This window comes from Sodalis sp. RH21 (assembly GCF_047324175.1).
In the GTDB taxonomy this organism is placed as follows: Bacteria; Pseudomonadota; Gammaproteobacteria; order Enterobacterales; family Enterobacteriaceae; genus Acerihabitans.
This window is the reverse complement of the sequence record NZ_CP178732.1, coordinates 3,514,856-3,531,786: the sequence shown is the minus strand read 5'-3', so window position 1 is coordinate 3,531,786 and position 16,931 is coordinate 3,514,856. Positions and strand designations below refer to the sequence as shown.

The 16,931-nt window shown below is 60.7% G+C and carries 17 protein-coding genes; 6 read left to right on the top strand and 11 right to left on the bottom strand.

All coding sequences use genetic code 11. The features are described 5' to 3' along the window. Window position 1 precedes the first annotated feature (1 nt). Window positions 2-1,732, top strand: coding sequence for an ABC transporter ATP-binding protein (locus ACL2XP_RS16185; RefSeq protein WP_413733866.1), 1,731 nt, complete (start codon window positions 2-4; stop codon window positions 1,730-1,732). Between the two features lie 36 nt (window positions 1,733-1,768). Here ACL2XP_RS16185 and ACL2XP_RS16180 read toward each other — a convergent pair whose 3' ends face one another. Beyond that, entirely contained in the window at window positions 1,769-1,906 is a 138-nt protein-coding gene (locus tag ACL2XP_RS16180; protein WP_413733865.1) for a hypothetical protein, read from the bottom strand. Window positions 1,907-2,081: 175 nt separating this feature from the next. On the opposite strand from ACL2XP_RS16180, the gene dcuC (ACL2XP_RS16175) reads away from it, so the two are divergent. Further along, complete coding sequence (gene dcuC / locus ACL2XP_RS16175; protein ID WP_413733864.1) at window positions 2,082-3,437, top strand: anaerobic C4-dicarboxylate transporter DcuC; 1,356 nt, start codon at window positions 2,082-2,084, stop codon at window positions 3,435-3,437. 28 nt (window positions 3,438-3,465) lie between these two features. Here dcuC (ACL2XP_RS16175) and ACL2XP_RS16170 read toward each other — a convergent pair whose 3' ends face one another. Then, window positions 3,466-3,948, bottom strand: coding sequence for a MarR family winged helix-turn-helix transcriptional regulator (locus ACL2XP_RS16170; RefSeq protein ID WP_413733863.1), 483 nt, complete (start codon window positions 3,946-3,948; stop codon window positions 3,466-3,468). Window positions 3,949-4,014: 66 nt separating this feature from the next. Here ACL2XP_RS16170 and ACL2XP_RS16165 point away from each other — a divergent pair, with 66 nt between their 5' ends. The 4 genes from ACL2XP_RS16165 (at window position 4,015) to dcuC (ACL2XP_RS16150) (ending at window position 8,378) form a co-directional block, all read left to right on the top strand. Beyond that, window positions 4,015-4,983: a quinone oxidoreductase family protein gene (locus ACL2XP_RS16165; RefSeq protein WP_413733861.1), complete on the top strand. Its 969-nt coding sequence runs from the start codon at window positions 4,015-4,017 to the stop codon at window positions 4,981-4,983. A 140-nt stretch (window positions 4,984-5,123) separates the two neighbouring features. Next, a complete protein-coding gene (locus ACL2XP_RS16160; RefSeq protein WP_413733859.1) occupies window positions 5,124-5,981 on the top strand; it encodes a MurR/RpiR family transcriptional regulator in 858 nt (285 codons plus the stop codon). A 180-nt stretch (window positions 5,982-6,161) separates the two neighbouring features. Continuing rightward, window positions 6,162-6,995 (top strand): alpha/beta fold hydrolase, encoded by an 834-nt coding sequence (locus ACL2XP_RS16155; RefSeq protein ID WP_413733858.1) that lies wholly within the window; start codon window positions 6,162-6,164, stop codon window positions 6,993-6,995. Between the two features lie 12 nt (window positions 6,996-7,007). Continuing rightward, window positions 7,008-8,378, top strand: coding sequence for a C4-dicarboxylate transporter DcuC (dcuC, locus tag ACL2XP_RS16150; RefSeq protein ID WP_413733857.1), 1,371 nt, complete (start codon window positions 7,008-7,010; stop codon window positions 8,376-8,378). 145 nt (window positions 8,379-8,523) lie between these two features. Here the strand turns inward: dcuC (ACL2XP_RS16150) and ACL2XP_RS16145 are convergent, their stop codons facing one another. From ACL2XP_RS16145 to ACL2XP_RS16105, 9 genes are all read right to left on the bottom strand, one after another. Continuing rightward, window positions 8,524-9,477 carry an ABC transporter substrate-binding protein gene (locus ACL2XP_RS16145; protein WP_413733856.1) on the bottom strand — a complete coding sequence of 318 codons (954 nt, stop codon included), beginning with the start codon at window positions 9,475-9,477 and terminating at the stop codon, window positions 8,524-8,526. 43 nt (window positions 9,478-9,520) lie between these two features. Then, complete coding sequence (locus tag ACL2XP_RS16140; protein ID WP_413733855.1) at window positions 9,521-10,573, bottom strand: ABC transporter permease; 1,053 nt, start codon at window positions 10,571-10,573, stop codon at window positions 9,521-9,523. Next, window positions 10,570-11,352 (bottom strand): ATP-binding cassette domain-containing protein, encoded by a 783-nt coding sequence (locus ACL2XP_RS16135; RefSeq protein ID WP_413733854.1) that lies wholly within the window; start codon window positions 11,350-11,352, stop codon window positions 10,570-10,572. Before ACL2XP_RS16135 ends, ACL2XP_RS16140 begins: the two co-directional genes overlap by 4 nt. Beyond that, complete coding sequence (locus ACL2XP_RS16130) at window positions 11,333-11,671, bottom strand: hypothetical protein (RefSeq protein WP_413733853.1); 339 nt, start codon at window positions 11,669-11,671, stop codon at window positions 11,333-11,335. The genes ACL2XP_RS16135 and ACL2XP_RS16130 overlap by 20 nt, the downstream gene beginning before the upstream one ends. A gap of 9 nt (window positions 11,672-11,680) precedes the next feature. Then, complete coding sequence (locus ACL2XP_RS16125) at window positions 11,681-12,418, bottom strand: hypothetical protein (protein WP_413733852.1); 738 nt, start codon at window positions 12,416-12,418, stop codon at window positions 11,681-11,683. Continuing rightward, the gene (locus tag ACL2XP_RS16120; protein WP_413733850.1) at window positions 12,415-13,266 is read right to left on the bottom strand and encodes a BtpA/SgcQ family protein; all 852 of its coding nucleotides are present in this window, start codon (window positions 13,264-13,266) and stop codon (window positions 12,415-12,417) included. The genes ACL2XP_RS16125 and ACL2XP_RS16120 overlap by 4 nt, the downstream gene beginning before the upstream one ends. A gap of 22 nt (window positions 13,267-13,288) precedes the next feature. Further along, on the bottom strand, window positions 13,289-14,200 hold the full coding sequence (locus ACL2XP_RS16115; protein WP_413733849.1) for a carbohydrate kinase family protein: 912 nt from the start codon (window positions 14,198-14,200) through the stop codon (window positions 13,289-13,291). Then, window positions 14,200-14,952 (bottom strand): GntR family transcriptional regulator, encoded by a 753-nt coding sequence (locus ACL2XP_RS16110; RefSeq protein ID WP_413733848.1) that lies wholly within the window; start codon window positions 14,950-14,952, stop codon window positions 14,200-14,202. The genes ACL2XP_RS16115 and ACL2XP_RS16110 overlap by 1 nt, the downstream gene beginning before the upstream one ends. A gap of 370 nt (window positions 14,953-15,322) precedes the next feature. Then, the gene (locus ACL2XP_RS16105) at window positions 15,323-16,906 is read right to left on the bottom strand and encodes a rhodanese-like domain-containing protein (RefSeq protein WP_413733846.1); all 1,584 of its coding nucleotides are present in this window, start codon (window positions 16,904-16,906) and stop codon (window positions 15,323-15,325) included. Between the last annotated feature and the right edge of the window lie 25 nt (window positions 16,907-16,931).

Genomic DNA, 16,931 nt, shown 5'->3' with positions numbered 1-16,931 from the left:
TATGAATGCAGCCGTGAGCCGTCCGGTATTATCCGTTGAACGTCTATCCATCGATTTTGGCCCGCGCCGGGTGGTGGACGATATCAGTTTCGCGTTGGAACCGGGCAAGACGTTGTGCATCGCCGGTGAATCCGGCAGCGGCAAATCGCTGTCATCGCTGGCGATTATGGGGCTGCTGCCGGGGGATGCGCAGGTCGCCAGCGGCGCGATTGTCTTTGGCAACGACGATTTGCTTAGCCTGACCGAGCGCAGGATGCAGCAGATACGCGGCAAGCGGATCGGCATGATTTTTCAGGAGCCGATGACCTCGCTTAATCCGCTGATGACCGTCGGCCAGCAGTTGGAAGAAACGCTGCGGCGGCATGAATCGCTGGCGCGCGGCGCGCTGCGCCGGCGCATGGTGTCGATGCTTGACGCGGTTAAGCTGCCGCAGGTGGAAAAACGGCTGAAACAGTATCCGCACGAATTGTCCGGCGGCATGCGCCAGAGGGTGATGATCGCCATGGCGATGCTGTGCCAGCCGGAAGTGCTGATTGCCGATGAACCGACCACCGCGCTGGATGTGACGATCCAGGCGCAGATTCTGCAACTGATGCGGGACTTGCAGCAGGATTTCGCCACCAGCGTGCTGCTGATTACCCATGATATGGGCGTGGTCGCCGAAATGGCCGATGAAGTGGTGGTCATGAATCAGGGACGCATCGAAGAACAGCTGCCCGCGGCGCGGCTGTTTCGCGCGCCGCAGGCAGCCTATACCCGCAAGCTGCTGGCGGCGGTGCCGGTGCTGGGCAGCGCGCCGCCGCTGGCGCCGGTGCTCTCGGCGGAGCCGATCTTGTCGGTGCGCGATTTAAGCGTACGCTTTCCGCTCAGGCGGGAAGGCTTCAGCGCCAGGCGCCAGGTACATGCGGTGGAAAAAATCAGCTTCGATCTGTTGCGCGGCGAAACGCTGGGCATCGTCGGTGAAAGCGGCTGCGGCAAATCCACCACCGGCAAGGCGCTGATGAATATGATTGCCTTCGAGGGCAGCGCCCGCCTGCAAGGCAAAGAACTCAACGGGTTGCAAGGCGCCGCGCTACAGGCGATACGGCGCGATATTCAAATGGTGTTCCAGGACCCCTATGCCGCGCTTAATCCGCGCAAATCCATTTTCGATCTGGTGGGCGAGCCGCTGCTGATTCACGACGCCATCGCCGATACGCCCCGGCGCGCGCGGGTGGCGACATTGCTTGAACAGGTCGGCCTGCCGGCCGATGCCATGTACCGCTATCCGCATCAGTTCTCCGGCGGACAGCGCCAGCGCATCTGCATTGCCCGGGCGCTGGCGCTTAATCCCAAGGTGATTATCGCCGATGAGTCGGTTTCCGCGCTGGATGTGTCGGTGCAGGCGCAGGTGCTGGAACTGTTGGAAAAACTGCGCCGCGATTTTAATCTCAGCTACCTGTTTATTTCCCATGATATGGCGGTAATCGAACGCATTTGCCACCGGGTGGCGGTGATGTTCTGCGGCCAGATTGTCGAGATCGGACCGCGGGATCGGGTGCTGCATCATCCGCGCCATCCTTATACCCGGCGGCTGTTGAGCGCGGTGCCGCTGCCCGATACCGAACGGCGGCGCGACTTCCGGGCGCTGCTGCAGGATATGGAGCGTCCCGACCCCATTAAACCGCTGGGCTACCGGATGCCGGAACAGCGGTTCCAGGATTTTGGCAACGGCCACCTGGCGGCCTGTTAACCCCGAATAATCCGAAGGCCGATGATGGCGTCCGGATTATTCGGCCCGCGCCGCCGTTTCCGGCGGCTTGGTCCGCGGTTGCTTTGCCCGGTATACGGGCATGATGTCAACGCTGACATCTTCCCCCGGCGCCCATGCCAGTTCGTTCAGCGCCCGCTGAATACTGTGAGCCATAGATTATTTTTCATTATTAGCCGACCCTGGTCGATACATCCGCCATATTCCTTGATGGGCGTCATAACATCCTGCCGTCGTTTTGTGCAAAGTGCTGGCCTTGTTTCTGGGTTTCATATATTGCTATTCATAAAACAGGCGACGCGCTGACGTGGCCGGACATAAGAGAGGGATTATGCTGGATCTATTTATAGGCGTGGCCGTGGCCGTGGTGGTGGGGCGCTATATCATCAAAGGCTACTCGGCGACGGGCGTCCTGCTGGTGGGCGGGTTGTTACTGCTGGTTTTAAGCGCGCTGATGGGCAAGAACGTCTTGCCCGCCAGCGCGACGGCCACCGGCTGGCGGGCCACCGATATTGTCGAGTATGTGAAAATCCTGCTGATGAGCCGCGGCGGCGATCTCGGCATGATGATTATGGTGCTGTGCGGGTTTGCGGCTTATATGACCCATATCGGCGCCAACGACGTGGTGGTGAAACTCGCCTCGCGTCCGCTGCAAATGATCAATTCGCCCTATCTGCTGATGGTGGCCGCCTATTTGATGGCGTGCCTGATGTCGCTGGCGGTGTCGTCGGCGACCGGCCTGGGCGTATTGCTGATGGCGACCCTGTTCCCGGTGATGGTCAATGTCGGGATCAGCCGGGGCGCGGCGGCGGCTATCTGCGCCTCTCCCGCGGCCATTATTCTCTCCCCGACCTCCGGCGACGTGGTGCTGGCCGCCAAAGCCGCCGAAATGCCGCTGGTGGATTTCGCGTTTAAAACCACGCTGCCCATCTCTATCGCGGCGATCGTCTGCATGGCCGTCGCGCACTTTTTTTGGCAGCGTTACCTGGATAAAAAAAATCACGAAGAGCACCATATTTTAGACGTCAGCGAAATCAAAACCCATGCGCCGGGTTTCTATGCCGTTTTGCCGTTTACGCCGATTATCGGCGTGTTGATCTTCGACGGCAAATGGGCGCCGGAGCTGCATATTATTACCGTTCTGGTGATTTGCATGCTGCTGACGGCGATCGTTGAATTTTGCCGCAGCTTCAGCGCGCAGAAGGTCTTTGCCGGACTGGAAGTGGCCTACCGCGGCATGGCCGATGCGTTTGCCACGGTGGTGATGCTATTGGTGGCCGCGGGCGTGTTTGCCCAGGGGCTGAGCACCATCGGTTTTATCAGCGGGCTGATCGGCATGGCGCAGTCCTTCGGCAGCGGCGGCATCGTGATGATGCTGGTGCTGGTGGCCATCACCATGCTGGCGGCCATGACCACCGGCTCCGGCAATGCGCCGTTCTATGCTTTTGTCGAACTGATCCCGAAACTGGCGGCGCAAATGGGCATCAATCCGGCTTATCTGGTGATCCCCATGCTGCAGGCGTCGAACCTCGGCCGCACCATATCGCCGGTTTCAGGCGTGGTGGTGGCCGTGGCGGGCATGGCGAAAATCTCGCCGTTTGAAGTGGTGAAACGCACCTCCGTGCCCGTGCTGGTGGGGCTGATCGTGGTGATTGTAGCCACCGAACTGCTGATCCCCGCACGTTGACCGGCGGCAGGTAAGGGTGTGCGGCTGTTCACGCCGGCGGTCCATCGCTGAACGCATCCGCGAACTTGCGCATCAGCCGCACCAGTTCGTCGATCTCCCGGGGGTCCCAGGAGGCAAAAATGGCGCGGCCCATCCTTTCGCGCGCGGCGTCCACCAAATCGGTCATCGCCTTGCCCTGCGGGGTGATAACGGCTTCACGCACCCGGCGGTCGGCGCGGTTGCCCTGGCGCGCCACCAGGGCCAGGCTTTCCAGCTTGGCGACCTGGCGGCTCACCGTGGTGTAGTCGCGCCCGACGCGATCGGCCAGATCCACGATACCGATCGGGCCGAACCGTTCAATCCCCACCAATAACGGAAATAGCGCCCGATCGAGCGGGATACCGGCTTCCTTGATCAATATCTCATCGCGCTGCGGCCGGTTCATGGCGCTGACGATATCCAGCACCGCGCCGTGCAACTGCCGCAGCTGATCGCTTATATGTGTATTTTGCACATTATTTATTGACGACATCTTAACTCCCCTCTAGTATGTGCATTATACACATATATTCCCAAGCATAAACATAAAGAGGTTAATATGAAAGCCGCCGTTATTATGCAAGCCGGGCAGCCGCCCGAATACCGTGATTTTGCGCCGCCGTCGCCCTTGGCCGGCGAACATCTTATCACCGTCACCGCCGCCGCGATGAGCCATGTGGTGAAAAGCCGGGCCTCGGGCACCCATTACAGTTCATCCGGCCAGGCCGCCTTTATCGCCGGCATTGACGGGGTGGGGCGCCTGGCGGACGGCAGCCGGGTCTATTTTCTGTTGCCGCGCGCGCCCTACGGCAGCATGGCGCAAAGCGCGGCGGCGCCCGCGGCGCAATGTGTCCCGCTGCCGGACGGCCTGGACGACGTCACCGCCGCCGCCATCGCCAATCCGGGCGTGTCGTCCTGGGCCGCCTACACCCTGCGCGCCAGGCTGCGGGCCGGGGAAACCGTGCTGATCAACGGCGCCACCGGCACCGCGGGCCGGCTCGCGGTGCAGATTGCCAAATATCTCGGCGCGAAGAAAGTGATCGCCACCGGACGCAATAGCGATGCGCTGCAAGCGCTCAAGGCCCTTGGCGCCGATGTTATTCTCCCGCTCGCCGACGGCGAGCGGGACGTGGATGACAGCTTCCGGCAGCAGTTCGCCGCCGGCGTGGATGTGGTTATCGACTATCTCTGGGGGAGGAGCGCGGAGCGCTTGCTGACGGCCGCCGCCAGGGCGGGGGTCGGCGCCAGGCCGGTGCGGTTCGTCCAAATCGGCGCGGCCGGCGGGCCGGACATCTCGCTGCCGGGCGCCGTGCTCCGTTCGTCGGCCATCGAACTGATGGGCAGCGGTATCGGCAGCATCGCGCTGGATCGGCTGGTTAGCGCCGCCGGCGAGCTGCTGCATGCCACCTTGCCCGGCGGATTCGCGATCGCCGCCACGCCGGTGCCTTTGTCCGAGGTCGAACAGGCGTGGCCGCGGGATGACAGCACCCGCCGCACCGTGTTCACGGTGGCGCCGAAAACGTCTTGAGCACTGGTTAACCGGCGGCAAGGAAGCGGGCAAATGAGAGATGACCCACATTTTTGATATGGGAATTTTTAATTCCCCTTTTTTATCTTTTCGGTTGGGTTATTAATGAACTTGGCGTTGACGAAGAGGGGAGCAATGATATGAACAAAACCGAATTCTCTCAACGTATTGGCGAATTGACCACGCTGACCGAGACCGATCGGCGGATTATTGACTATTTTGACAAGCATTTCTTATCGATCCCCTACAGTAAAATGATCGATATTTGCCAGGAAATAAACATCGCCAAGTCAACGCTGGGACGGTTTATGATAAAAATCGGCTTTAGCGGATTCCAGGAATTTAAAAAAGCCACCGTGAAACCCGATCTGTGCCGCAATGTTTCGCCTATTGACCGATTTAATAAAGAGAACAATATAAAAAATAGTTTTGCTTACATTGAACGACATTTTGCGGAAATTACGGCGAATATTACCGCTACGCTGCATAAAATCAGCGTGCCGGATTTGGAAAAGACCGTGGCGCTGATTTGCGACCCCGATAAACGGCTATATGTTATCGGCAGCGCCAGCGCCAATGCCCTGGCGGAGTATTTTTATTTACTGGGCCGTTATATCAAGAAAGATATTATTTTACTTGATGCCAATATTGGTAATTTACCGCATAAATTAGTGGATTCGCGCCCGGGAGACGTCTTGCTGGCCATCTCCTACTTTCGCTTCTCCAGCGTCACCACGCGTCTGGTGCGGTGGTTTCACCAGCACCGGGGCGATACCGTGGTGATCACCGATCGCGCGGTCAACCCGTTCAGCCATTTCGCCAGCGCCATATTGATTATGGAGAGCGGGCACCAGGGATTATTTAATAGCCGCAGCTCCGGTTTTGTGCTGATTGAGGCCCTGGTGAATTATATGGGCGAGGTGACTGGAAAAGAATTGGGCGATAACTTCCAGGTCATGGAATCCCTGTTTGAAGAATTTAATGTGTTTAATAAATAGCGGCCGGCGGCCGACCGTGGCGGGCATATCAGATAGCATTATTATCCATTTACCCTAGATAACATTATTCGACGCTATTCGCGCGCCGGTCCCGCCGCCGCGCCAGGCATATCGCCGCGCCGGTTATCGCGATATAACGCGCGGTAATAAACGCGGGTTTTATAAAATAAGGTGAGGATCATGAACCCAGAAAACCAAACTGTCCCTGAGTGTCCGCCACAACATATTATCGCCACCTCCCAGGGGCAATTATCTTTCCGCGCCTGCGGCAGCGGCGAAGTGATTATTTTTTTGCATGGCCTGCTGGGCAGTTCAAAAGCCTGGGCATTCCAATTTGCCGGGCTGTCATCCGCTTATCAGGTCGCCGCCTGGGACGCGCCGGGTTATGGCGCGTCCGCGCTGATAGCGGCGGATATCGACGCCTATGTCCAGGCGCTGCATGAATTTATCCGGCAATTCGGTGATAAAAAAGTCTCCCTGGTCGGCCACTCCATGGGGGGGACGGTCGCCAGCCGGTATGCGGCGCGCTATCCGGCCCATATCAAGCGCCTGGTATTGTCTTGCACTCATCCGGGATACGGGGTCCCGGCCACCGCGCCGGCGTCGGAAAAACTGGAAAAACGGCTGCGGGAATTACATGACATCGGCGCCGAGGCCTACGGCCGGAACCGGGCGCGCGATTTATTGCCGTTTGCGGATATTTCGCCGGCCGTTCTGGCGTATGCGGCCGACATCGCGGCCGCAACCCATCCCGAAGGGCTCAGGCGCGCCTCCCGGATGCTGCAACTGGCCGATAACCGGCCGCTGCTGCCGCGCATCGCCGTACCCACGCTGATATTAACGGGGGGCGAAGACCATGTGGTGCAGCCGCAGTTGACGGCGGACCTGCTGGCCCTGGTGCCGTTTACCAGACACATCGAGATGCCGGGACTGGGGCATGCCCCCTATTTCCAGGCGCCCGGTTATTACACCGGGTTGCTGCAAGACTTTATCTCTAATGATGGCACTCGATAAAAAGGGAAAATCATGGCCGGCTTTCTGATTGGAATGTTGATTACCGTAGTTGCGGCGTGGTTTATTATTAAAAATTATCAACCGCAAACCGTCCTGCTGCTGGCGGGGCTGCTTTTGCTGCTGATCTCGGCAATTTTTTTCCCGGGCCACTCTATTTTATATGGCAATGCGAAATCAATCGGCTGGGTCGGCGGGGATATTTTCGCGTTCGTCAAAGAATCATTAACCACCCAGGTGGCCGGGGTCGGGTTGATCATTATGGCCGCGGGGGGATTTGCCGATTATATGGATCATATCAAGGCCTCCAACGCCATGGTGAACCTGTGCATCAAGCCGCTCCAGGCGATCAAGGCGCCGTATCTCATCCTGGCCATAGGCTATATCCTGTCCCAGTTGCTGCACGTCGCCATCTCCAGCGCGGCGGGGCTCGCCATGCTGTTGCTGGTGACCTTCTTTCCGGTTCTGGTGCGTTTAGGGGTGAGCAAGGCGGCCGCGGCGTCGATGATTGGGATGTCGGCATTTATGGATCTCGGCCCGGCGGTGGGCACCGCCAATCTGGCGGCGAAGCATGCCGATATGGAAGCGGCGGTGTACTTTGCCCATTATCAATTGCCGGTGGCCGCCGGCGTGATGCTCACGGTGGCCGTGTTGATATTTTTTACCGCCCGCTATTTCGACGCCAAAGACGGGCATGTGGCCAGCCGGCAGGCACCCGATCGCGCCGCCGAGGATCGCGGCGGCCGGACGCCGGGATTTTACGCATTGCTGCCGGTCTTTCCCGTGGTTCTGGTGCTGGTATTTAGTCCGCTGATCGTCAGCAGCATCAAGGTGGATGTGGTCACCGCCATGATCATCGGCACGTTGCTGGCCTTTTTATGCGAGTTGCTGGTAAAGCGGGATTTCAAAACCGCCTGTAAAGGCGTGCAAGTGTTTTTTAAAGGCATGGGGAACATGTTCGCCAGCATTGTCTCGCTGCTGGTGTGCGCGGATGTGTTTGCCCAGGGGTTGCAAATTATCGGCGCGGTGGATTTTATCATCAATACCGTGCAAACCGCCGGCTTTGGTTTTGCCAGCATGACCGTGGTGATGGCGCTGCTGGTGGGCGTGACCGCGGCCCTGACCGGTTCCGGGGTGGCCGCGTTTTTCTCCTTTTCCGGACTGGCGCCGGGCATTGCGGCCAAATTCGGGGAAAGCGCGGTGCGGATGATTTTGCCGATGCAGCTTATGGCGGGGATGGGGCGGGCGATATCCCCGGTGTCGGGCGTGATTATCGCCGTCAGCAAGGCGGGCGAATGCTCCCCGTTTATGATTGTGCGCCGTACTTTTATTCCCGCCATCGGCGGCATGCTGGCCATGCTGATCTGCAACGGCGTGCTCAACTAACGCCCCGGCAGCAGCGGCCCCGCCATGCCCGCAAGTATGGCTTTGTCATCAAACGCAGCGGCTCCGTCAGGGGCCGCTGCGTATTCTTTCCGAATAATGACCATTGCCCGCATCACACCGCGGCCGATGACCCCGCCGGCCGCCATTACATGCAGTCGGCTTTATACTCGTATTTATCGGCTTTTTGGTGTTCGCCGGCATCAATTGCCACCAAATCGGTGAGCGTCTGTTTCGCTACCGGTTTTCCGGCCAGCAGGGCCAGCGCGGTGGTGATGACCGCTTCGCCTTCCTGCTTGGGGTTTTGCGCGATCAATACGCTGATGGCGCCGTTTTTAAGCGCGCTGACTTCGGCGGTGGCGGCGTCATAGGCCACCACTTTGACTTTTTTCACCGCGCCGGCCTGGCGCAAGCCGGTGATGGCGCCAATCGCGCCCTGGTCGTTGGTTGAGAACACGCCGGCCAGGTTGGGGTGGGCGGAGAGGGTGGAGGTAATGATTTCCGCCGCCTTTTGCGGATCGTCGCTTTGGTACTGCGGCCCGAGATAAGTAATGCCCCGGTAGGTTTTTATCTGCTCGGCGAAGCCTTTTTCACGGGCATCCTGCGCGGCGGAACCCGGCGGCTGGGTAATAACCAAGACTTCCCCCTTGCCGCCAAGCAGTTTATTCATGGCCTCCGCGGCCATTTTCCCGCCGCGTTCATTATCGGAAATGATTTCCGTGGCCAAAAAGCCGGTGTCGTTGAGCGTTTGGTCGACGGTCATCACTTTTGTCCCGCGCGCCGCCAATTGTTTCATCGGCGCAACCAGCGCCTGCATATCGGTCGGGACGATGGCGGCCACCGCCGGTCCGGTGGCCGTGACGGCGTTAACCACCGGGATTTGGCTGTCGGCGGCAAACTGGTCCGGTGCGGATACCCGCAGGGTCACGCCCATTTGCGCGGCCTTTTCCTGCGCGCCGCATTGCAGCGCCTGATAAAACGGACTGCCTTTGACGCCCAATACCAGCGCGACGGTTTGGTTTTGTCCGGCGGCCCAGGCATTGCGCGCCAGCGCCAGGGCCAACATCGATGAGACAGCGAATATCACTTTGTTACGCATCATTATTCCCCGTAGAAATGTTATTAAGACGTGCGGTTGACTCACATTAATTGCGTTCCCTTGCCCGGCGTTTAAGCTGGTCAATCCAAACCGCGAGGATCAGGACCACCCCCATCGCCACGGTTTGCCAAAACGGCGGAATACCCAAAATGACAAAACCATTGAGCAAAATAATGGGGATAAACACCCCGATAATCGTGCCCGCGACGCTGCCGATGCCCCCGAACAGGCTGGTTCCCCCCAGCACCACGGCGGAAATGGTCGCCAGGTTATCCATGGCGTGTCCGCCGATGGTGGTGGTTGAAAACCGCGCGTTGGACATCACGGCGGCCACGCCGGCCAGCGCGCCGGAAATCATATAAATGGCGATCAGGCGCGACCGCACGCCGATCCCCGCGCGCCGCAGCGCTTCCAGATTGGAACCGACGGCAAAAACATGCAGGCCGAAGCGGGTCAGATGCAAAAAGAAGGCGGCGATTATCAGCACCGCCACGGCGATGACGACCAGCATGGGGATGCCTGCGATATCGCCGCTGCCGACCGTATCGACCAGCCGTTCCGGCATGGCGCGCACATCAATGCCCCCCGATAGCACCTGCGCCAGTCCGAGCGCCATGCCAAAGGTGCCCAGCGTGACGATCAGCGCCGGGATTTTCGCCACCGCGACCAGGAAACCGTTCAGGGCGCCCCAAAGTGACCCTGTCACTATGGCCGCCAGGCTGCCCGCGGCAATTACGCCCCAGCCGGCGTCGGTGGTGCCGAAGGTATTGCCCGCGCTGCCGGTCAGGTACAGCATGAACTGCGCGGACACCACCGAAGAAAACACCAGCACCGCGCCCACGGATAAATCAATCCCGGCGGCGATAATGACGTAGGTCTGCCCAACCGAAAGCACCAGCAGGATGGCGGCGTTGATGGCGATTTGCGACAGGTTATAGGCGGAGCCGAACTGCTCGGGACGCAGAATGCCGAACAGCGCAATCAGCGCGATCAGCAGGATAAATATCCAGCCGCCGCCTATCAGCCTGGCCAGCATATCGCGCGGCGTAGCCGGCTGTTCCTGCCGTTGGCCGCGGTTATCAGGCAGGATTTTATTCATGGCATCACCTCCGTGCGGCTATCCGCGCGGCGATAAGTACCGCTAGTCATCGCCGAGACCAAGTCCTCCACCCGCAAGCCTTTGGTCGGCATCTGCGCCACGCTTTTCCCCAGCCGCAGCACCTCGACCCGATCGGCGACTTCCAGTACCTGCGGCATATTGTGGCTGATTAATACCACCGCCAGTCCGGCGTCGCGCACCTGCCGAATCAATTGCAGCACCCGTTCGGTCTGGATTACGCCGAGCGCGGCCGTGGGTTCGTCCATAAAAATCACCCGTCCGGCCCACATGGCGGCGCGGGCAATGGCCACGGACTGCCGCTGCCCGCCGGAAAGGGCGGAAATCGGCACCGATAACGAGCGTAAATTGACCCCCAGGCGGGCAAATTGCGCCACCGACTTGCGGCGCATCGCGGAACGATTTAACACCCCCAGCCTGCCCAGCAGGCCGCTGCGCACTTCCTCGCGGCCCAAAAACAGGTTATCGACCGGCGTCAATTCCGGCGCCAGCGCCAGATCCTGATACACCGTGGAGATGCCGCTGGCCTGCGCCGCGCCCGGCGAATCGAAACCAACGTCCCGGCCGTCGATTTTGATTACGCCGCCGTCAGGCTTATCGGCGCCGGAAAGAATTTTCACCAGGGTGGATTTCCCCGCGCCGTTATCGCCGATCAGGGCGCAGATTTCGCCGGGATATACCCGGAAATCAACGCGCTCCAACGCCCTGACGCCGCCAAAATGGCGGCTGATGCCCGTGGCTTCAAGTACCGGAATTGTCATGGTCACGTATCTCCGCTGCCTGTTTTTCCAATCCCAGGCCGATATTGTTGGCGAATGCGAACCACTGGTTGTAGGCCGCAGCCGTCAGGCCGGACCAATAATCAAAGGCGGCCTGCGCGTCCGGGAAGGTCCATACGTCGACGGTTTCGAAATCATGCTGGCCGCGGATATGGTACCGGCCCATAAAATGCGCGCCTTCCCCGGCGGCCCGGCGTGACAGCGCATCCCAGCGCGCCTGTTTTTCCCGCTGTTCGGCGGCGGTCAGCAAATACCAATGCGGACGCGGACGGGCATAATGAAGCCAAATACTTTCTGACATGGGGTCTCCTTAGACGGTAACGGGCAACAGCAGGTCGGCCAGCGGACGAACCTTGCCGGCAACGTGGCGTGATGTGGTGAATTTAAAATCCGCGGCCTCCTGATGGCCGGTGATGGCGCGCGCGACGGTGTCTAAACCGTCAACCTCCCAGATCCCCAAATGATGCCAGCTGTGGGCCCAGTCGAGCCGGTGGCGGCCGGCGATATTGATATTCAGCGCCAGGTCGCCCTTGAACGCCACGTCGCATTCGGCGTCATACTCCGCGCGCTCGTCCGCCGTGGCTTCGCACCAGGCATCGTTCCATTCCCACAGCGCCATAAAGCCCCAGGGGCGCTTGATATCCGGTCCGGCGCCGTTAACCGTGGCGAATTCACGCGGACCCAGCAGCCATTGGGTAGCGAATAACCTGGCCCAGCCCGCCTGTTCGAGACGCACGGTTCCCGCCAGCGCGGCGTCGAGCGTCGGCGCTTCGAAGGCGCCGGCCATATCCCATTCATGCAGCGCGCCGCTGTCGAGCGCCATGGGGGGCAGGTCGCCGCGCGGCGCCTCGAACATGGCCCGGAACGACAGCAGCCAGCCTTCGCCGCGCAGTTGCTCCAACAGCGTCATTAACGCCTGATAATGCTGCGGCTGATAAACCGCGCCGCCGGCATCCGGCTGCCGTTTGGCCATAAAAGCCACCACGCAGCGGCCCGACTCCGTCGGTTGGGAGGAGAAAACCTCGGTTTCACCGGTCAGAAGGGTCATTTTCCCTCCCGGACTTGCATTACCGCCTGCATTAACTCCGCCACGCGGCGCGGGTCCACCGGCTGCCACCACAGGCCGTCATGTTTCAGCCATTGGCCGATAATCGCCCCGTCGGCGGCGCTGAATAGCGCGGGCACCTGGGCCGGCGACAGGCCTGAACCGACGATCACCGGCAAATTGGTGCCGTTGCGGACTTCATTGACCTCGGCGGGTTCCGTGGGCGAACCGGTGCGGGTGCCGGTGGCAATCAATACGTCCGCATCAAACCATTCGGCGTCGGTGGCCTGTTCGGGAATGCTGCGATCGGCGGTAATGGCATGGGCGCCGAACTTAACGTGAACGTCGGTGAAAATGGCCACGTCGCGGGCATCAATCATGGCGCGGTAGCGCATGGCTTCCGGGGCGGGGCCGTTGATAAAACCTTCGTTGGCGATGTAGGCATTGACCCATTGGTTCACCCGCACCCAGCGCGCGCCGACGGCCTTGGCAATGGCCAGCGCCGGAATGGCGCCGTTGGCCACGCAGGTAATGCCGATGGGCGTATCCACCGCGGCGCGCACCTCCATACAGGCGGCGGTCAGCGCGGCGACCGTTTCCGGACCAATGTTTTCAGGGCGGCGGAAGGGCAGATCGCTGGCGTTTTCGATAATAATGCCGTCAATGCCTCCCTGCGCCAGGGTTTTGGCATCCGCCACGGCGGCGGCGAAAATCTCCTTCATCGCTTGTCCGCGATAACGCGGCGCGCCGGGCAAAGCCTGCAAATGGATCACGCCGATCACCGGTTTTTTAACCGGGAACAGCGCGGCGAGCATATCGGGTTTGTGCGGAAGTACGTGTGGTCCGGCCATGGAGTCTCTCTTTGGTCAGGGCTCAGGCATCGCCATCGGGCGTGCCGGCGCATTGATATTGCTGGAGTTGTGCGATACTGGGGTAAGAGGGCTGTGCGCCCATTTGCCCGCAGCTGTAGGTGGCGGCAAATACCGCCTGGGTCAGTGACTGTTGCAGGGATTTTCTCGCCAGGCGGCCGGCGATAAACCATCCGGCCAGGCAATCACCCGCGCCGGTGGTATCCACAATCACCGCATCCGCGGGATAGCGGGCGTGCAAATCGGCATCGGCGCCGACATAGCGCGCGCCCTGGGGGCCGAGGGTGCATATCACGGCTTTCGCCCCCAGGCCCAGCAAGCGCGCAACGGGGTCATCGCCCAATTGCCGCAGCGCGCGCTGATTGCAGAACACCGCTTCCGCGCCGTCGAGCAGGGGAAATAAGGGTTCCAGGCCGTTGGCGAAGGTCGCGGGTTCCAAATCCAGCGACCATTTGCAGCCCGCCAGGCGGCACCGTTCGATCAGATGCCAGGCGCTATCGCCATACGCGGCGGTGTGCACCCATTCGATATCCTGTAAATCGAGGGTCCGCACCCATTCGAGGCTGGGATAAAGCGTGACGCCCGGTTCCAGCAGCAGGCGTTTTTCCCCATGGGGTTCGAGCAAAATAATGGCGCGGCAGGTGCGGCCGGGGACTTTGCGGCTGATAATCCGCAGGCCGGTGCGCTGGAGGCCGCGCAGCAGGGAATCGGCAAACAGATCGTCGCCGGTTTCAATCGCCAGCGCGACGTCGGCTCCCGCCAGGCGGCAGGCCAGGGCGGCATTGCTGATCACGCCGCCGGCGGATTCGCTGTTGATATGCACCATGACTTTTTCATCAGGCTGCGGGATATGCGCCATGCTAAGGGTGGTATCAAGGCTGATATCCCCGACGAACAACCCTTTACCGGCCGCCATTATTTGCGCACCAGATCGATGGTGAAGCTGTAGCGGTCGGCGCGGTAGTGCACCGTCACATACTCCACCGGCCGCCGATCCGCATCGTGGCTCAAACGCCGGGCGACCAGGCTGGCGGAGCCTTTGGCTACCTGCAGGGCGCGGGACAGTTCGCCGGTGAGGATCGACGCGCTGATGGTTTCCTGCCCGCCGATAATGCGGCAACCGCAGTGCTGTTCCAGCCAAACGTACAGCGATTGGCGGTCAAGCTCGTCGGCGCCGGGGACCCCGCCCCGGGTGAAGATATGCGGCGACAGCCAGCTGTATGAAAGCGCCATCGGCATAGCGTCGGCTTTCAACAGGCGGGTCGACATAAAGGCTTTTTCATGGCTGTCCAGGCGCAGGGCGGCGGCGATATCGGCGGGAGGCACCGCCATCCGGGCCGACAGGGTTTGATAACCGGCGGTAAAACCGCGGCGCTGCATATCTTCCGCAAAACTCGCCATCTGGCTCAGCGGTTGCACCACCTGCGGCGGCAGTACGATCGAACCTTTACCGGCGCGGCGGCTGATCAGCCCTTCTTGTTCGAGTTTATCCAATGCGGTGCGCGCCGTGGTCCGGCTGACGCCGAATACCTGATTGAGCAAGGTCTCCGACGGCAAGGCTTCGCCGGGTTTAAACCCGCCGAATTCAATTTCGCGCCGTAATCTATCTGCTATTTGCCACCATAATGGCTGCGGGCCGGAAATAAGCCCATGCTGATCCCATTGCATGATTATTCATTCTGGTTGCCGATAAGTTGTCATGATAATTGAATGACATGACAATCGCTGTCAACCGCCTAATTAAAGGAAAGCTCAGCAAAATCAATCAGATTAGCGAAATATAACGGTAGATGCATTTGCGCTATTTCCGTCAGGAAACAGGCAATTAAAAACGGACAAATGCCGCGGCGGGACCTGAAATTTTAAATAAAAAACCGGCTATAGGAAATATGTATGATGGTGTTTTGCATAATAAGATTAAATTATGCGCGGCGGCGGCCGGCATTATTCCGTGCCGCTCCGAACGCCTGGTTCCCGTTGATGCCGGCGCCCGGCCCGATATACGGCCTGGCGCCGACGGATGCAGCCGGCCGGGGCATTACGCGCCGGGCAGCGGTTTAAATACCGCCCGTTCCCGGGCATGTAATCTGCCCCATAAACCCTGTTCCCAGGCCAAATATTGCCTGGCGGCGTCTTTATTGCCGGCGTGGCGGTCATGGGTGAAAAAAAGATAATCGATGCGTTCGGCGTCGGCGGGCGCATCGGGGGTGACGGCCACCGGCAGGCCGCTGTCCCGCCACGCCGCAAATCCGCCGGCCAGCAGATAAATCCGGGGCCGCAATGGCGCGGGGATATCGGCGGCGGCCCACGCGGCCAGGGCCGCATCTTCAGCCAGCAGGACGATTTTTGCCGGGCCGGCGGCGGGCAGCCGATCCAGCAACGGGCGGATCGACCAGCGGCTGCCGGGAATATGGCCGTTGCGGTAATGCTGGCTGGCGCGCAGATCCACGATGTCGATCGGCCGTCCCTGGTCCAGTTCGCCGGCGAGATCGCGCGCGCTCACCGTTGGCCAGGAGGGGACCGCGGCGGGTTCCGGCCGGGGCAGGGACACCCCATCGGCCAGCCCCCTCGCCAATCCGCCTTCCAGCACAAAAGCCTGATGCCCCAATTGGCGCAGCCAGCTCGCGGTAACCGGCGCCCGGACGCCGTCATTATCAAATAACACCACTTTGGCGTTTCTGACCGCCAGATATTGATCGGTGGCCTGTTGCAACTGCCCGCCCGGCGCATGGCGGGCGCCGGGCAAACTCCCGCCGGCGAATTCCTCGGCGGTGCGCACATCCAGCAAAAAGACGCTATGGTTTTTTTCCCGCCATTGCCGTATATCGCGCGCGCCAATCCACTCCGCCCCGGCCCGGGCCGCCAGGCGTTCAGCGGCCTGAACCCGGGCGTGGCCCGCGTGCAGCCCGTCGGGGTAACGCCGCTGCTGCCCGTGTTCCAGCGGCAGATCCGCCAGCATCCAGCCTTGGGTGCCGTTCTCCAGCGCCAGCACCGGATTGGCGATCCCCAAATCGATCAGGGTCTGCGCCCCGATGATGCTGCGGGTGCGACCGGCACAATTGATAACGATGGTGGTGGCCCGATCCGCCGCCAGCGCGTCGACCCTGACCCCCAGTTCGCCGTTCGGACAGCAAATGCTGCCCGGAATACTCATTTGCCGGTATTCATCAAACGGGCGGCCGTCGAGTACGATCAACGCTTCGCCGGCGGCCTGCCGGCGCGCCAATTCATCGGCGCCCAGGTGCGGGGTGGCGCGCCGCGTTTCCACCCATTCGCCAAAGGTTTTGGACGGCAGGTTAACCCCCTGGAACAGTTGGTAGCCCGCCGCGGCCCAGGACTGGGCGCCGCCGGCCAGCACATGCACCGCGCCGTAGCCCAGATCCCGCAAACGGCGGGCGGCTCGTTGCGCCACGCCTTCGCCCGCGTCGTAAACCACGACCCTTACCGACGGATTGGGCGCGAGCTTCGCTACCTCGGGTTCCAGCCGGCTGTAAGGCAATGACGCGGCGAAAAACAGGTGCCCCTCGCCGAATTGCCCATGTTCGCGCACATCGAACAGCGCCAATTCGCCGCCGTCGTCCAGCCATTGCTCAAGCGTGTTGGCAGTTATGTTGGTAATCATAGGGTCTCTGAATTGTCTGCAAACG

Coding starts and splice junctions, on each gene's coding strand:
- ACL2XP_RS16185 (WP_413733866.1), top strand. CDS start 2: ATGAATGCAGCCGTGAGCCGTCCGGTATTATCCGTTGAACGTCTATCC.
- ACL2XP_RS16180 (WP_413733865.1), bottom strand. CDS start 1,906: ATGGCTCACAGTATTCAGCGGGCGCTGAACGAACTGGCATGGGCGCCG.
- dcuC (WP_413733864.1), top strand. CDS start 2,082: ATGCTGGATCTATTTATAGGCGTGGCCGTGGCCGTGGTGGTGGGGCGC.
- ACL2XP_RS16170 (WP_413733863.1), bottom strand. CDS start 3,948: ATGTCGTCAATAAATAATGTGCAAAATACACATATAAGCGATCAGCTG.
- ACL2XP_RS16165 (WP_413733861.1), top strand. CDS start 4,015: ATGAAAGCCGCCGTTATTATGCAAGCCGGGCAGCCGCCCGAATACCGT.
- ACL2XP_RS16160 (WP_413733859.1), top strand. CDS start 5,124: ATGAACAAAACCGAATTCTCTCAACGTATTGGCGAATTGACCACGCTG.
- ACL2XP_RS16155 (WP_413733858.1), top strand. CDS start 6,162: ATGAACCCAGAAAACCAAACTGTCCCTGAGTGTCCGCCACAACATATT.
- dcuC (WP_413733857.1), top strand. CDS start 7,008: ATGGCCGGCTTTCTGATTGGAATGTTGATTACCGTAGTTGCGGCGTGG.
- ACL2XP_RS16145 (WP_413733856.1), bottom strand. CDS start 9,477: ATGATGCGTAACAAAGTGATATTCGCTGTCTCATCGATGTTGGCCCTG.
- ACL2XP_RS16140 (WP_413733855.1), bottom strand. CDS start 10,573: ATGAATAAAATCCTGCCTGATAACCGCGGCCAACGGCAGGAACAGCCG.
- ACL2XP_RS16135 (WP_413733854.1), bottom strand. CDS start 11,352: ATGACAATTCCGGTACTTGAAGCCACGGGCATCAGCCGCCATTTTGGC.
- ACL2XP_RS16130 (WP_413733853.1), bottom strand. CDS start 11,671: ATGTCAGAAAGTATTTGGCTTCATTATGCCCGTCCGCGTCCGCATTGG.
- ACL2XP_RS16125 (WP_413733852.1), bottom strand. CDS start 12,418: ATGACCCTTCTGACCGGTGAAACCGAGGTTTTCTCCTCCCAACCGACG.
- ACL2XP_RS16120 (WP_413733850.1), bottom strand. CDS start 13,266: ATGGCCGGACCACACGTACTTCCGCACAAACCCGATATGCTCGCCGCG.
- ACL2XP_RS16115 (WP_413733849.1), bottom strand. CDS start 14,200: ATGGCGGCCGGTAAAGGGTTGTTCGTCGGGGATATCAGCCTTGATACC.
- ACL2XP_RS16110 (WP_413733848.1), bottom strand. CDS start 14,952: ATGCAATGGGATCAGCATGGGCTTATTTCCGGCCCGCAGCCATTATGG.
- ACL2XP_RS16105 (WP_413733846.1), bottom strand. CDS start 16,906: ATGATTACCAACATAACTGCCAACACGCTTGAGCAATGGCTGGACGAC.